Source organism: Microbacterium sp. NPDC056569 (assembly GCF_042793475.1).
Classification (GTDB): domain Bacteria; phylum Actinomycetota; class Actinomycetes; order Actinomycetales; family Microbacteriaceae; genus Microbacterium.
The window spans coordinates 1-14,231 of the sequence record NZ_JBHTUV010000025.1; the positions used below are offsets into that span (position 1 = coordinate 1).

At 68.8% G+C, this 14,231-nt stretch carries 12 protein-coding genes and 1 pseudogene; 10 read left to right on the plus strand and 3 right to left on the minus strand.

Annotated elements, in window-relative coordinates; genetic code table 11:
• Nucleotides 1-60: 60 nt before the first annotated feature.
• Nucleotides 61-225 (minus strand): hypothetical protein, encoded by a 165-nt coding sequence (locus ACFQ7C_RS19815; protein WP_181911764.1) that lies wholly within the window; start codon nucleotides 223-225, stop codon nucleotides 61-63.
• A 212-nt stretch (nucleotides 226-437) separates the two neighbouring features.
• Between ACFQ7C_RS19815 and ACFQ7C_RS19820 the strand changes: the two genes are divergently transcribed.
• The 6 genes and pseudogenes from ACFQ7C_RS19820 to ACFQ7C_RS19845 form a co-directional block, all read left to right on the plus strand.
• Nucleotides 438-1,322 (plus strand): SDR family oxidoreductase, encoded by an 885-nt coding sequence (locus tag ACFQ7C_RS19820; protein WP_378905518.1) that lies wholly within the window; start codon nucleotides 438-440, stop codon nucleotides 1,320-1,322.
• 36 nt (nucleotides 1,323-1,358) lie between these two features.
• A complete protein-coding gene (locus ACFQ7C_RS19825) occupies nucleotides 1,359-1,625 on the plus strand; it encodes a Rho termination factor N-terminal domain-containing protein (RefSeq protein ID WP_378905521.1) in 267 nt (88 codons plus the stop codon).
• Nucleotides 1,626-1,697: 72 nt separating this feature from the next.
• Entirely contained in the window at nucleotides 1,698-2,666 is a 969-nt protein-coding gene (locus tag ACFQ7C_RS19830; RefSeq protein WP_378905524.1) for a DNA topoisomerase IB, read from the plus strand.
• Between the two features lie 98 nt (nucleotides 2,667-2,764).
• Nucleotides 2,765-3,178, plus strand: a complete 414-nt coding sequence (locus ACFQ7C_RS19835) for a fluoride efflux transporter FluC (RefSeq protein ID WP_378905527.1) — start codon at nucleotides 2,765-2,767, stop codon at nucleotides 3,176-3,178.
• Complete coding sequence (crcB, locus tag ACFQ7C_RS19840) at nucleotides 3,175-3,546, plus strand: fluoride efflux transporter CrcB (RefSeq protein ID WP_378905530.1); 372 nt, start codon at nucleotides 3,175-3,177, stop codon at nucleotides 3,544-3,546. Before ACFQ7C_RS19835 ends, crcB begins: the two co-directional genes overlap by 4 nt.
• 91 nt (nucleotides 3,547-3,637) lie before the next feature.
• A pseudogene (locus ACFQ7C_RS19845) lies at nucleotides 3,638-6,793 on the plus strand (efflux RND transporter permease subunit); the annotation flags it as partial.
• A 1,919-nt stretch (nucleotides 6,794-8,712) separates the two neighbouring features.
• On the opposite strand, the gene ACFQ7C_RS19850 reads toward ACFQ7C_RS19845, so the two are convergent.
• The gene (locus ACFQ7C_RS19850; protein WP_378905533.1) at nucleotides 8,713-9,396 is read right to left on the minus strand and encodes a DUF6226 family protein; all 684 of its coding nucleotides are present in this window, start codon (nucleotides 9,394-9,396) and stop codon (nucleotides 8,713-8,715) included.
• Nucleotides 9,397-9,662: 266 nt separating this feature from the next.
• On the opposite strand from ACFQ7C_RS19850, the gene ACFQ7C_RS19855 reads away from it, so the two are divergent.
• Nucleotides 9,663-10,382 (plus strand): hypothetical protein, encoded by a 720-nt coding sequence (locus ACFQ7C_RS19855; RefSeq protein WP_378905536.1) that lies wholly within the window; start codon nucleotides 9,663-9,665, stop codon nucleotides 10,380-10,382.
• 220 nt (nucleotides 10,383-10,602) lie between these two features.
• Nucleotides 10,603-10,968: a cupin domain-containing protein gene (locus ACFQ7C_RS19860; RefSeq protein WP_378905539.1), complete on the plus strand. Its 366-nt coding sequence runs from the start codon at nucleotides 10,603-10,605 to the stop codon at nucleotides 10,966-10,968.
• 168 nt (nucleotides 10,969-11,136) lie between these two features.
• Here the strand turns inward: ACFQ7C_RS19860 and ACFQ7C_RS19865 are convergent, their stop codons facing one another.
• Nucleotides 11,137-12,126: a LacI family DNA-binding transcriptional regulator gene (locus tag ACFQ7C_RS19865; RefSeq protein WP_378905542.1), complete on the minus strand. Its 990-nt coding sequence runs from the start codon at nucleotides 12,124-12,126 to the stop codon at nucleotides 11,137-11,139.
• Between the two features lie 78 nt (nucleotides 12,127-12,204).
• Here ACFQ7C_RS19865 and ACFQ7C_RS19870 point away from each other — a divergent pair, with 78 nt between their 5' ends.
• Together ACFQ7C_RS19870 and ACFQ7C_RS19875 are read left to right on the plus strand one after the other, a co-directional pair.
• Complete coding sequence (locus ACFQ7C_RS19870) at nucleotides 12,205-13,227, plus strand: alpha/beta hydrolase (RefSeq protein ID WP_378905545.1); 1,023 nt, start codon at nucleotides 12,205-12,207, stop codon at nucleotides 13,225-13,227.
• Entirely contained in the window at nucleotides 13,224-14,210 is a 987-nt protein-coding gene (locus ACFQ7C_RS19875; protein WP_378905548.1) for an alpha/beta hydrolase fold domain-containing protein, read from the plus strand. The genes ACFQ7C_RS19870 and ACFQ7C_RS19875 overlap by 4 nt, the downstream gene beginning before the upstream one ends.
• Nucleotides 14,211-14,231: the final 21 nt, after the last annotated feature.

The following is a 14,231-nucleotide window of genomic DNA, read 5'->3' on the forward strand; positions in this document are numbered from 1 at the left end:
GTTGCTGCGGCCACCAGTGGCCGCAGCATCCGTCTGTCAACTGATCCTGTGGTGCAGGGCTCAGGTTCCGCGACCGCCGCTGATCACTCGGAACAGGAACGCGATCAGGGCGATGACTCCGACGATGATGGCCACCCACAGCAGCCAGCTCAGCGCCGAATTGAGGCCGCCGACGATCGCAAGGATGATCGCGACGACGATGATGATGATCAGGGCGAGGTTCATAGGAGCTTCTCCTTCTTCGTCGTCGATGCATGTGATGCATCGCGTGCCTCGTGGGCACACCTCGACAGTGGCACCCGCAGGGCGGCGCCCGTAGGGGGTTGACGACGCCGGTTTTCCGGTGATACGCCGCGCGGCGGAAAAGGCCGCTAGCGCCGCGCGAGGTCGAAATCAACCCCCGTGAGGCCCCGCGCCGGGGTCCGTAGCTTCGCGGTATGAGCACATCCGCGACCGATCCGACGACCGCTCACCACGAGGACGGCTTCCCCGCGCAGCAGCAGGAGCAACCGGGCCTCACCGACGAGACGCGCCCCGAACCCGACCACGGCGAAACCTCGTATCAGGGAGCCCAGCGGCTCTCGGACCGCCGGGCGCTCATCACCGGCGGCGATTCCGGCATCGGCCGGGCCGTGGTGATCGCGTTCGCGCGCGAGGGCGCCGACGTCGCGCTCACCCACATGCCCGAGGAGCAGGCGGACGCCGACGACACCGCGCGGTGGATCACCGAGAGCGGCCGGCGGGCGCTGCCGCTCGAAGGCGACCTGCGCGAGGAGGACTTCTGCGCCCAGATCGTCGAGCGCACCGTCGACGAGCTCGGCGGACTCGACGTGCTGGTGCTGAACGCGGCGTACCAGAAGGATCGCGAGGGCCTCGACAAGCTCGAGACGGCGGAGATGGAGCGGGTGTTCCGCACGAACCTCTTCGCGCAGATCTTCACCGCCCGCGCGGCGATCCCGCACCTGAAGCCCGGGGCGTCGATCATCGTCACGACCTCGATCCAGGCGTTCAATCCGTCGCCCGGCCTCATCGACTACGCGATGACCAAGGCGGCGCAGGTCGCGTTCGTCAAGGCGCTCGCCGAGGAGCTCGGCCCGAAGGGCATCCGCGTGAACGGCGTCGCCCCGGGTCCTATCTGGACGCCGCTCATTCCCGCGACGGGATGGGATGCTGAGCGCCTCGCGACGTTCGGACAGGACACGCCGCTGGGGCGCGCGGGTCAGCCCGCCGAGCTCGCCGGCGCGTATGTGTACCTCGCGAGCGACCACGCATCGTTCACGTCCGGCGCGATCCTCCCGGTGACCGGGGGCAAGGGCCTGTGAAACCCGCCCGCGTGGCGGTGGACGAAGGAGGAAGCCATGCCAGGACGACGTGGAGCGAGTCTGAAGGACCGCGACATGTACGAGGAGCTCCGCAAGGATGGCGCCTCGAAGGAGAAGGCGGCGCGCATCTCGAACGCCGCCGCGAGTCAGGGCCGCAAGACCGTGGGCAAGCGCGGGGGCAACGCGAAGGACTACGACGACCGCACGGTCCCGGAGCTGCGCAAGCGCGCGAAGGAACTGGGTTTGAGGGGGTACTCGGGCAAGAACAAGTCCGAGCTCATCTCGATGATCCGCAACCACTGACGCGTGGGGAGACTCGGCCGACGGGTAACCCGAGCCCGTCGGCCGACCCGCCGACCCGGGTAGCGTGAACGGATGCCGAAGCTCGCCCGCGTCCGTCCCTACGAGGACCCCGGCTTCCGTCGGCTGCGCGCCGGGTCGGGCTTCCGGTATCTCGACGCGAAGGGCCGCACGCCCGCGCCCCGGCACCTGGACCGCATCCACGCGCTCGTGATCCCGCCCGCCTGGCAGGACGTGTGGATCAGCACGCAGCCGGACGGGCACATCCAGGCGGTGGGCGTCGACGACGCCGGCCGCCGGCAGTACGTCTACCACCCCGACTGGACCTCGGGCCGCGACCGCGGCAAGTTCGCGCGGTCGCTCGCGCTCGCCGAGGCGCTGCCGCGCGCGCGGGCCCGGGTCACGACGTCGATCCGCCGCGAGCCCCTCGACCGCGAGCGCGTGCTGGCGGTCGCGTTCCGCCTGCTCGACGATGCCGCGCCGCGCATCGGCTCGGAGCGCTACCTCGCTGCGCACGGCAGCCGGGGCCTCACGACGCTGCAGCGACGGGATGCCTCGGTCGAGGCATCCGTCGTCACCTTCGCCTTTCCGGGCAAGAGCGGCAAACGCCAGCTCCTCGAGCTCGATGACAGCGACCTCGCCGCGGCGATCGAGCTGCTCGCCGCGGGCCGGCCGCGGTCGCCGCTGCTCGCGTGGCAGCGGGGCGGGCGTCGCGTGGCGCTGACTCCGGCCGAGGTGAACGCGTACGTGCGGTCGCTGACCGGCGGCAAGTTCACGGCCAAGGACTTCCGGACGCTGCGGGGAACGATCCTCGCCGCCGAGGCGCTCGCGCGCATCGGCACCGTCGACACCAAGACCGACCGCAAGCGCGCCGAGGTGCTCGCCGTGCGCGCGACCGCCGAGGCCCTCGGCAATACGCCCGCTGTCGCGCGGGGGTCGTACATCGACCCGCGGGTGTTCACGAGATACCGCGAGGGGAACCTGCTCGACCTCTCGATCACACCGGAGTCCGCGATTCGAGGGCTGCTGCGGCCGGGACGCTGAACCCCTTTGTTCGTTCGTCACGAATGCCCGCGAAATCGGCGTCGCGGCGTACATCTGTGACGAACGAACGAGGATGGACGCCGGAGTAGCGTGAAGGGATGCCGCAGCCCGTCGATCCCCGGATCCTCGGGGTCACGGTGGCCGGCGGGGCGGTGGGCGTCCTCGCCCGCGCGCTCGTGCTCGACCCGGTGACCGATCCGACAGCGGTGCCGTGGGTGACACTGGGGATCAACGTCGTCGGATCCCTCCTCCTGGGCGTCGTCGTCGGCTGGCTCGACGACCGGCGCCCCGTGCTCCGCTCGTTCCTCGGCACCGGAGTGCTGGGCGGCTTCACGACCTACAGCGCGTTCGCGGTGGCCACGGCGCTGTGGGTCACGACGCCGTGTCTCGCCGCGGGGCTGGCGGCAGCATCCGTCATCGCGGGTGTCGTCGGAGCGATCGTCGGACTGTTCATCGGACGCCGGATCGCCGACCGGCCGGGCGAGATCGAGTACCCGGAGGACGCCGAGTGAGCCCGTGGCTGCTGGTCGCCGCGCTCGCGGGCGGTGTCGGCGCGGGGCTGCGGTACGTCGTCGACCGGTGGCTCACGCCCGCCGCGGGTGCGCGGTTCCCAGTGGGGATCCTCGTGGTCAACGTCTCGGGCTCGTTCGTGCTCGGCGTGATCACCGGACTCGGCACGGCGATCGCGCCCGAGCTGTCGCTGGTGCTCGGCCTGGGCCTGCTCGGCGGCTACACGACCTTCAGCACCGTGTCGGTCGAGACCGTGCTCCTCGCGCAGCGGGGGCGCCGGCGGCAAGCCGCGCTCAACCTCTTCGGCACCCTCGCGCTCGCCGCGCTCGCGGCGGGACTCGGCCTCCTTCTCGGGGGAGCGGTTTCATGAGAGCCGCATGAAATACTGAAACCCGATACATCTCCGTATCGTGCGGGCTCGCGCCCTCCCCCTGCATCACCACACCAGCGAAGGCCTCCGTGTGTCGAACCTCGCCGTTCTGAGTCTCAAGAACCGTGCGCTCATCGCGCTCATCACGATCGTCGCCGCCATCTTCGGCGGACTCGCGCTCACGAACCTGAAGCAGGAACTGATCCCCTCGATCGAGTTCCCCGCGCTCATCGTCGTGTCGACGTACCCGGGCGCGTCGCCCGAGGTCGTGAGCAACGACGTGTCGGTGCCGATCGAGAACGCCATCCAGGGCGTTCCGGGGCTCGAGTCGTCGAGTGCGACCAGTACGACGAATGCCTCGATCGTGCAGGCGTCCTTCACCTACGGCACCGACCTCGCGACCGCCGAGCAGAAGATGACGCAGGCGATCAACCGCATCAAGGCGCAGCTGCCGACCGGCGTCGAGCCGAGCGTCATCTCGGCGAGCATCGACGACTTCCCGGTGATCCAGCTGGCCGTGACCGGCTACGACGACGAGGCGACGATCCAGGCGCAGCTCGAGGCATCCGTCATCCCGGATCTCGAGGATGTCGCGGGCGTCAACGCCGCACAGATCGTCGGCGGCGTCGGCCAGCGCGTCACGATCACGCCCGACCAGGCCGAGCTCGCGGCGTCGGGCTACACGCAGCAGGCGATCCGCGACGCGCTCGACCAGAACGGCGTGCTCTTCCCGGGCGGCGAGATCACCGAGGGCGACGAGACGCTGACGGTGCAGACCGGCGCGAAGATCGCCTCGGTCGACGAGATCGGGGCGCTGCCGCTCGTGCCGTCGACGGCCGACCAGTTCGTCGCCGGCCCGAAGACCATCGCGGATGTCGCCGCCGTCGAGGAGGAGGCCGATCCGGTCACGACCATCTCGCGGGTGAACGGCGAGCCGGCCCTCACGATCGCGGTGACGAAGCTGCCCGCCGCCAACACGGTGGACGTATCGCGCGGCGTGCTGGCGATCCTCCCCGACCTCGAGGACTCCCTCGACGGCGCCGAATTCACGGTGGTGTTCGACCAGGCCCCGTACATCCAGGAGTCGATCGACACCCTCGCGAAGGAGGGCCTGCTCGGCCTCGTGTTCGCGGTGCTGGTGATCTTCGTCTTCCTGCTGTCGGTGCGCTCGACGCTCGTCGCGGCGATCTCGATCCCGACCAGCGTGCTCATCACGTTCATCGGCATCCAGGCGTTCGGCTACTCGCTCAACATCCTGACGCTCGGCGCGCTCACGATCGCGATCGGACGCGTCGTCGACGACTCCATCGTCGTCATCGAGAACATCAAGAGGCACTACGTCGGAGACGCCGACAAGGGCGACTCCATCCGCCGGGCGGTCCGTGAGGTGGCCGCGGCCATCACGGCGTCCACCATCACGACCGTGGCGGTGTTCCTGCCGATCGCGTTCGTCGGCGACATCACCGGCGAGCTGTTCCGGCCGTTCGCGATGACGGTGACGATCGCGATGACCGCGTCGCTGTTCGTGGCGCTCACCATCGTGCCGGTGCTCGCGTACTGGTTCCTCAAGCCCGGCAAGCCGCTCCTCGACGCCGACGGCGTCGCGATCGACCCCGAAGACCCGGCCGCGCCGCCCAGCCGGCTGCAGAAGGCGTACCTGCCGATCCTCCGCTGGACGCTCAAGCACTCTTGGATCACGCTCGCGCTCGCCGTGCTCGTGCTCGTCGGCACGCTCGCCGCCGCGCCGTTCATGAAGCAGAACTTCCTGGGCGACTCGGGGCAGAACACCTTCACAATGACCCAGGACATCGGCCCGGCCCCCTCGCTCGAGGCCGAGAGCGCTGCGGCCGAGCAGGTCGAGGAGGTGCTCCTCGGCATCGACGGCATCGAGACCGTCCAGGTGTCGATCGGCTCGAGCGGCTCGGCCCTGCGCGACGCCTTCTCGGGCGGGGGCAGCGGCATCACGTACTCGATCACCACCGACCCGGACGCCGACCAGGTGGCGCTGCGCGAAGAGGTGCAGGAGGCGGTCGCCGACCTCGACGACGCCGGCGAGATCACGGTCGCCGCGGGCGGCGGCGGCTTCGGCTCGACCGACATCGCGATCGACGTCACCGCTCCTGACTCGTCGACCCTGCAGGACGCGACGGATGCTGTCATCTCGGCCGTCGACGGAGCCGAAGGCGTGGGCCAGGTCACAAGCAACCTGTCGGCCTCGCTGCCGTACATCGCCGTGACGGTGGACCGCGACAGGGCCGCGGAGCTCGGCCTCTCGGAGGTCGCGGTCGGCGCGCTGGTGTCGAACACGATGCAGCCGCAGTCGATCGGCACCGTCGAGATCGACGACACGGCGCTCACGGTGTACCTCGCCGCGTCCGAGACGCCCGCGTCGCTCGACGACCTGCGCCAGCTGCAGGTGCCGAGCGCCACCGGCCCGATCGCGCTCGAAGAGGTCGCGACGGTCGAAGAGAGCGAAGGCCCCACGTCGATCACGACCGAGGGCGGCCAGCGCACGGCGACCGTCACGATCACCCCGTCGACCGACGATCTCGCGACCGCGTCGGCCTCGGTCACGACGGCGCTCGCCGACGCCGACCTGCCGTCGTCGGCCGACGCCACGCTCGGCGGTGTCGTGACGCAGCAGCAGGACGCGTTCGCGCAGCTCGGCCTCGCGCTGCTCGCCGCGATCCTGATCGTCTACATCGTGATGGTCGCGACCTTCAAGTCGCTGCGCCAGCCGCTGCTGCTGCTCGTGTCGGTGCCGTTCGCGGCGACCGGTGCGATCCTGCTGCAGATCATCACGGGCGTGCCGCTCGGCGTGGCGTCGCTCATCGGCGTGCTGATGCTCATCGGCATCGTCGTGACGAACGCGATCGTGCTCGTCGACCTCGTGAACCAGTACCGCGAGAAGGGCCTGTCGGCCCACGACGCGACGATCGCCGGTGGCTCCCGACGCCTCCGCCCGATCCTCATGACCGCCCTCGCCACGATCTTCGCGCTGGTGCCGATGGGCCTCGGCCTCACCGGCCAGGGCGGCTTCATCTCGCAGCCCCTCGCGATCGTCGTGATCGGCGGCCTCGTGTCGTCGACGGTGCTCACGCTGCTCGTGCTGCCCACCCTGTACAACCTCGTCGAGGGCGCGAAGGAGCGTCGCGCCGAGCGGCGTGGTCGCGGGGACGAGGGTGACGGCGATGGTCCCGCACCTGAGGGCGAAGGGCCGGACGGCGGCACGGATGCTGCGGCCGCGGGCGTGCTCGTGGGCGCCGGCGCGGGCGCGGGTGGTGCCGAGGCTTCGGGGGCGGCCGCGGGTGCGGGTGGTGCCGAGGCTGCGGGTGCCGTCGGTGCTGCGGGGGTCGCGAGTGCTGCGGGGGTCGCGGGTGCCGCGGCGTTCGAGACTCGCAGGCAGCGGCGACAGCGTGAGAACGGCGGCTCGGTCGCGGCCGAGAGCGCCGAGGTCGCGGTCCCCGAGATCGAGGAAGGCCCCGACGCCGAGGTGTCGGACTCTACGCCGGCACCGGTCGGGGCCCTGCCGGAAGCCGAGGTGGGTGAGCCCGGGGCTGCGTCGGTCACCGAGGCCGAGGCCGAGTCGAAGTCCGAGCCGGAGTCCGAGCTCAGGCCAGAGTCCGAGGCCGACTCCGTCGCTGAGGCGGGGGGAGCCGAGCACGAGTTGAAGCTCGCGTCCGAGGCGGGGGAGGCCGACGCGACACCCGCGGCGGCAAGCGCGGAGGCGCCGGTGGGGGAACCTGTTGTGTCCGATTCCCAGGCCGCTTCGGAGCGGAACGCGCAGGTGCCGGACGAAGCATCCGCCGTTGCTGGTGGCACGGACGCCACCGTCGATAGCGAGATGGATGCTGGGGTCGAGGCCCCTGACGCGGCGTCCGCGCCGACCGATGAGGTGGCGCAGGCGGAGGCCTCCGAAGACCGAGCGGAAGACTCAGCGCCGCTCGCCGACGCGGCAGCGGACCAGCCCGCCGAGCCGGAGGTCGAGGGTGAACCTGAAGCCGAGGTCATGGGCGACTCTGATAACGAGGCCGACTCGGACGCGTCGACCGGGGAGTCGCAGGATACGCCCGAGTCCGCCGACCATTCGGCAGACGACGGGAGCCCCGCGGACGAGTCCGCGGGCCACGGCGACGACTCGCCCGAATCCGAGCAGGCCGAGGTCGCGGCCGACGAAGCGGCGCCTGCCACCGGCGAGCACAACGGCGGGTCTGAAGACGAAGCCTCATCGAACGGCGACGTTTCCGACGAGCCCGACAACGGCGAGGATCGCCCTCACGGCGGCCACTGAACACGTCTCGGGTTGTCGCGCGATGAGTGCCGCGACAATCCTGTGTGGCCGCGCGAATAGCGCGGCCACACGTGCTCTTTCACCGTGCCGGGTAAACGAGCATCGCGCGCCCGTGTCCCCTCTGGGCCTCGATTCCGCGGTCCAGTCGCGCGCTGAAGGACCGTCTGCGGGCTGACCGCCCGCGTGCTCGCGCGTGGGCGGTGCGGTAAAGATACGATCGGAATCCACATTGCGCTCAACGTGCAGTGGATCAGGAGCTTCAGTGAGCAACGAGCGGTTCACGCAGGTCACGCCTTCGGGTCGGGCAGCCCGTGCGGCTCGTCTCGCGGCTGCGTCGCTCCTGGCCGGTCTCTCGTTTGTAGTGTGTCCCCTCAGCGTATTGGCCTCGTCGTCGCTCCCCACGTCCGCAGCGTTTGCACTCGGTACCCTCGCGGCAGCGACGGCGGGATTGCTGGCGTGGACGTGGATTCGGCTGCCGTTTACGGGAACCACGGTGTCAGATGACACCGTCGAGGTGCGCTCGTGGTTCTCCGCGAGACGACTCGCGAAAGGCGAGATAGAGCGATTCGGGTACGCCGACTATGGCGGACTCTTCTACATCGTCGGTTGGCCCGTTACCGGAGGTCGTCTCCAGAGTGGGTTGCTGACAATTCGCCTCCGCGGTGCAGACGCCGATCAGCAGCTACCCGGCACCCTGGCGGGTTATGGCGACGCTCGCAGGCAGGCCGCGGCTCTCAACCTCTGGCTTGGACTCGATCGCGGTCCCCGCGCCGTAGTCAGTCAACGTCGACGTCAGGGCAAAGCAGGCAGACCCCAGTCTCGATAGCCACCGACCGCGCGTCGGAGGGCCGGCGTAAGAACGTGCTCGGCCGCACTCAAACGGCAACTGTTCGCGGAGTCCACGGCATCCACCGGCCGTCTTCGAGTTCACGAGACGAGTTGAGCGCCGCGTTTAGGATCTCGGGCCGCATCACGCGCTTCGGAATCGATCCGGCCCACATGCGCCGACGGGAAGGATCCAACCTATAGCGGGCGCTGCCCCACGCAAGCCTGTCGAGACGCTCCGTCGTGCCTTGCTCGGCAACGTGGAGAACTACGTCTTCCAACGAATCGGCGACGTCCTCCCATGGCTCGTCGCAAGCGTTGCAGCCACAGAACCACATGTCGAACTCCGAGTACCACCCCGCCAGCACGCGCAGCGAGCCCGGCTCATCATGAAACCCGATAACCAGCGGTGCTTCGGTGGGCGCGACCGGGCGGATGCTGACGACTCGCGCGAACGAAGCATCGGGCGCCTCGCGCATGATGTCGAACCGCGACGAGCGTCGGAGGTCATCATCAACGACCACGTCGTAGGACGTGGCGAGGTGAGCTATGAGCGCCTCGGCGACGGTGAAGATCGGCTCATACCTCTCCTGATGCCTGAGGACGTTGGCCTCCCCGTCACGTGGACCCTGCTCCGGCGCCTCGTCGCGCCGCCGACCATACACAACGGGTCGACCGAGCTCATCGACGAACTCTCGGTCTGCGATCGCGGGCCGAGAGTAAGTCGGAGTCATGCCCGTGAGCATACGGGGCCACCACGCAGCGCTCGACCGACCGACCTCGGATGGGGGACGCTCGTGCAACGACCGGCATCCGCACGTGTGTCTTGGGTCGTGGGGATGAGCGACTAACTCCTGGGCAGTAGATTGCAAACGTGGGTAGAACTCTGATGCGAGATTCGAGTGTCGCGGGCGATCCTTGGGTGGAACGTGTAGCGGACTACCGCGGCCAAGCTGCGATCTGCACGGCGGCATGGCCTTCAACTCTCGGTGAGCATCCCATGCCGCAGCCGCAGCGGCGACAGGTGCTCAAGGAGTGGATCGACTTCTTCGCCGAGCCGACGCCGATCGAGCATCTCACGCTGTGGTGCCGCGTCAACGATGAGTTGCTCCGCGCTCTGCGCCCTCAGACACAACTGAAGACCCTGACCCTGCAGTGGGGACCGTATACCGACCTGGATGTCTTCTCGTCGTTTCAGGAACTCGAGCAGTTGGATCTCGGTGGGGCCAGCGCGATCACCGATATCGAGCCGCTGACGAAATTGTCAGCGCTGACTCATCTCCACGTGGAGAACGCGCGCAAGCTCCGCGACTACTCGCCGTTGGGGAAGCTTACCTCCCTTCGGTTTCTCGCGGTGGATCGGGGAGTAACCGGTAGCAGGGGTGATGCGGAATCGCTCGAGTTCGTCCGCGCATTGCATTCGCTCGAAGCCTTCTATTGGGATCCGCGTGTCAGGAGCGCGGACTTCTCGCCCCTCCTCACGCTCACCCACGCCACAGAGATCTCCGTAACGCCGATGCGGGGCCAAACACCGTCGATGGCCGATCTCGAGTGGGCGCTTCCCGGAATGCAGGCCTACACGAAACGGCGAGCGGAGCAGCAGATCACGCTCTTCAGAGACGGCGAGTTCGCCGGAATGCTCCGCAGGAACGTGGTCGGCGACCTGGAGATGGTCCCCGCCAAGGAAATCGACCTGGACGGCGGTGCCGGGCACGCCTGAGGATGCCGATCGAATGGCCCGATGACCGTTCGTGTGGTCCCGTTTACGCGCGTTGCCCGAGTGGGGATCGTGATTGCCTGCGATATTGACGGCGCACGACCTGCCCTTTACGCGCATTGCGCGATTAGCGATCGAACAGACTGACCCGCGTGCGGGGCCTTGCCTCGCGCACCCGCGACCACACCACGCTGACGCGCTGTGGCCCTACTAGGCTTCCGGCATGTCGGACGAAGTGCGCAACGTGAACGAAGCCCTCTCGAAGATCACCGAATACTGGCAGCCTCATCGGCTCACGAGCGTGAACGACTACGACGTGAAGCTCGCGAAGATCAACGGCGAGTTCATCTGGCACACCCATCCCGACACGGACGAGCTCTTCCTGGTGGTGAGCGGCAGGCTGACCATTCAACTCCGGGATCGCGACGTCGTCCTCGGCCCGAACGACGTGTTCGTCGTACCGAAGGGCGTCGAGCACTGCCCGAAGTCGAATGCCGATGTTGAGATCATCATGATCGAACCGAGGGGAACTGTGAACACGGGGGATGCCGGGGGAGACATGACTGCCGAGCTGCGTGAGCTGAGCTGACGCCGCCACCGGTCCCGCGCGGGTTAGCGTGAATCATGACCGAGGGCTTTCTAGCCCTCACGGAAGGTGCCCGCGCCGGCGATCAGTCACCCATCCGGAGAGTACGCAGGGGTCCCGCGCACGCACAGTGCGCGAATACGGATCCGCACGATCGCATCCGCAGTCGTGTTAGCTGCTGCCTCGTACGATGAGCGAGGGCAGCAGGTCGACGCGACCCACGGCGGCGCCGGTACCGGCGATCATGCTGAGCAGGAGGTCGAGCGCTGCGCGGCCTGACTCCTCGAAGGGCTGACGCACCGTCGTCAACCCGAGGCCGTCGGCGAGCGGTCCATCGTCGAACCCCACGATCGCGACATCGTCGGGTACCACCAGTCCCTCGCGCGTGAGGCCTCTCAGGGCCTGGGACGCGAGTTCGTCGTGGTTCGCCACGATCGCCGTCGGAGCGCGCGAAGCTGATAGGGCGGTGCGCAGCTCCGATGTGGGGTCGGCGTCGAGCTCGCACGAGACGAGTTCGAAGTCGACGAACTCCGACAAGCCGCGCATGCGGAGCATTCCCGCCGAGATGTAGTCCTCCGACCGCTGCGGCTCGCCGAGGTAGATGACGCGCCGGTGTCCGCGCTCGTACAGATGCTCGCCCGCGAGTCGTCCGCCCTGTTCGTCGTCGACGAGGACCACGGGAGCATCCGCGCCGACCGGCCGAGCGCGGCGGACGTCGATGAGCACGAGGGGCAGCGCCGACTCGCGGCTCGCACGCATCGCCGCGCTGCCGAGTGGCACGCCCATGACGATGAGTCCGTCGATACCTCGCCGTGCCGGGAGTGCGTCGAGCAGCGGCGCCGCAACGCTCGCCGCCGAGTCCAGGTCGTGAGCGGTCAGTTCGATGGCCGTCTCGCGTGACCGTACCAGCATGCCGGAGAAGCGGCGGAAGTAGCTGGAGTAGGTGCTGAAGGGCGCCGCCACCGCGATACGCGTCCCCGTTCCCGCATGCGTCGACGGGGGACCGGTTCGGTAACCGAGAGCACCGACAGCGGCGAGGACACGCGCGCGCGTCTCTTCGCTGACGCGGTGCGGCGCGTTTATCGCCAACGACACGGTGGAGATGCTGACGCCGGCGCGCTCGGCGACCGTGTAGATCGTCACCTTCGACGCGTCCCGCATCATCCGCTCCAAAAAAGTTCTTCATCGAAGTACTTCGACACTCAGACAATAGTCCGAGACCGAAGGAGGTCGTCAAGGATGACTGCGAAGAAGCCGAGAAAAGACGCGTTCGTCGCCGCTGTCGAGAAGCGTCTCGCCCCGCTCGCGCCACCTCAGGGCAAGACGCCGCAGCTGCGCCGCAGCAACGCCGAGGCGTTCGACGTCGTCATGACGACGGAACTCGGTATCGCGCCGATCGACGTGGCGACGGAGGAGCACACGATCCCCGTTGCGGGGCACCCCGACGCGCGGTTGCGCGTGTACTGGCCGACTCCGGAGCGTCCCGCTCCGGGGACGAAGGGCAGCTTGCCGGTCTTCGTCTACTTCTTCGGCGGCGGCTTCGAGATCGCGGGCATCGACTGGGTGTGGTGGGATGCCTCGTTCCGCGAGCGTGCCCGGGACGCGGGCGTCATCGTGGTCGCCGGCGAGTACTCGCATGCTCCCGAGGTGCAGTATCCCGCGCAGCCCGAGCAGTGCTGGTCGGTGTTCGAATGGGCGGTGACGCATGCCCGGGAGCTGGGCGGTGATCCCGGGCGAGTCGCACTGGGTGGCGGCTCGGCCGGCGGAAACCTCGCGACAGCGACGGCCCTCATGAATCTGGACCGCGCGCAGCGTCCGGTCCGCCTGCTGCTGCTCGAGGTTCCGCTGCTCGACCTGACCGCGGGACATCTCGACTTCCGCGCGCAGGGACCGTGGATCGCCGAGCCGCTGTTTCGCCGACTCGTCAGAATCATCGTCACCCAGTACGCCGGCAGGAAGAGAGCGACGAGGCTGGAGCCCTACGCCTCTCCGCTCCTGGCTCCTTCGTTGCGCGGCATGCCGCCGACCGTGATCTACACCGCCGAACTCGATGCACTCCGTGGTGACGGCGAGGCCTTCGCCCGCACTCTGAGCGACGCGGGCGTTCCCGTCACGTGTCTGCGGTTGATCGGTCAGAACCACGGTTCGGGCAGCTACCGCGGCTTCGTCCCCGCGGCCGACCACCTGCACCGCGACGTCGTCACGACGCTGCGGACCCTACACCAAGAACCTGCCACCTATCCGGAGGTCACCCCACGATGACGACCCTCACCGACATCGCCCTGGACGTCGGCATCCGTCGCTGGATCGCCCGCATCGAGCAGCTCGCACCGGTACTGCCCGGACTCGCGAGCACCGATCCCGCGGTCCGCCGCACAGCGGACCGCGAGCTCTCGGACTTGCTCGCCGTCGACTTCACCCTGCCCATCCCCGACGGCGTCGCGCTCGACGACATCGAGATCGACGGCCCCGGCGGCCCGTTGCGCATGCGCCGCTATCGGCCGGTCGCGGCATCCGGACCACTCCCTTCGCAGGTCTGGCTGCACGGCGGCGGCTTCTACGCGGGAACCATCGACGAAGTGCTCAACGACCGACTCTGCGCGCGGCGTGCGCTCGACAGCGGCGTGCAGATCTTCTCGGTCGACTATCGGCTCGCGCCGGAGCACCCCTACCCCGCCCCCGTGCTGGACGCGGTCGCGGCCCTCGAAGCACTCGTCGCCGACGCCGACCGATTCGGCGTCGACGTCGATCGCCTCGGCATCGGCGGCAACTCCGCCGGCGCGGCCATCGCAGCGAGCACCGCACTGAGACTGCGGGATGCCGGCGGCACCTCGCTCCTGCACCTCGACCTCGAAGTGCCGCCGCTCTCCATGACGCCGGTGGGCGCGTCGGCCGAGCAGTACGCCAGCGGATTCGGGCTCGATATCGACGCGCTGCAGCTCGTCGTGGCGATGTACGCCGGACCGGACGGCCCGAGCGATCCGCTGATCTCCCCGCTGGACGTCGATGATCTCTCGGGATTGCCGTCGACGCTCATCATGGCCGCCGAGCACGACTCCCTGCGCGACTCCGGCATCGCATTCGCGGAGCGACTTCAGCGCGCGGAAACGCCTGTCGTGCTCTACATGGGACCGGGCCACCTGCACGGGACGCCCGGCATCACGGCCGGCTTCGCCGGCGCCCGCGAGTGGCAGGAGCTGCACGCACGGCACCTCGCACTCGCATACGACACCTCGCCGGCCTGAACCGGCATCCCCGACCAAGGA

Bases quoted from the DNA above. Each gene is read 5' to 3' on its own strand.
- ACFQ7C_RS19875 (WP_378905548.1), top strand. From the start codon at position 13,224: ATGACGACCCTCACCGACATCGCCCTGGACGTCGGCATCCGTCGCTGG.
- ACFQ7C_RS19860 (WP_378905539.1), top strand. From the start codon at position 10,603: ATGTCGGACGAAGTGCGCAACGTGAACGAAGCCCTCTCGAAGATCACC.
- ACFQ7C_RS19820 (WP_378905518.1), top strand. From the start codon at position 438: ATGAGCACATCCGCGACCGATCCGACGACCGCTCACCACGAGGACGGC.
- ACFQ7C_RS19865 (WP_378905542.1), bottom strand. From the start codon at position 12,126: ATGCGGGACGCGTCGAAGGTGACGATCTACACGGTCGCCGAGCGCGCC.
- ACFQ7C_RS19825 (WP_378905521.1), top strand. From the start codon at position 1,359: ATGCCAGGACGACGTGGAGCGAGTCTGAAGGACCGCGACATGTACGAG.
- ACFQ7C_RS19850 (WP_378905533.1), bottom strand. From the start codon at position 9,396: ATGACTCCGACTTACTCTCGGCCCGCGATCGCAGACCGAGAGTTCGTC.
- ACFQ7C_RS19835 (WP_378905527.1), top strand. From the start codon at position 2,765: ATGCCGCAGCCCGTCGATCCCCGGATCCTCGGGGTCACGGTGGCCGGC.
- ACFQ7C_RS19830 (WP_378905524.1), top strand. From the start codon at position 1,698: ATGCCGAAGCTCGCCCGCGTCCGTCCCTACGAGGACCCCGGCTTCCGT.
- ACFQ7C_RS19855 (WP_378905536.1), top strand. From the start codon at position 9,663: ATGCCGCAGCCGCAGCGGCGACAGGTGCTCAAGGAGTGGATCGACTTC.
- ACFQ7C_RS19870 (WP_378905545.1), top strand. From the start codon at position 12,205: ATGACTGCGAAGAAGCCGAGAAAAGACGCGTTCGTCGCCGCTGTCGAG.
- ACFQ7C_RS19815 (WP_181911764.1), bottom strand. From the start codon at position 225: ATGAACCTCGCCCTGATCATCATCATCGTCGTCGCGATCATCCTTGCG.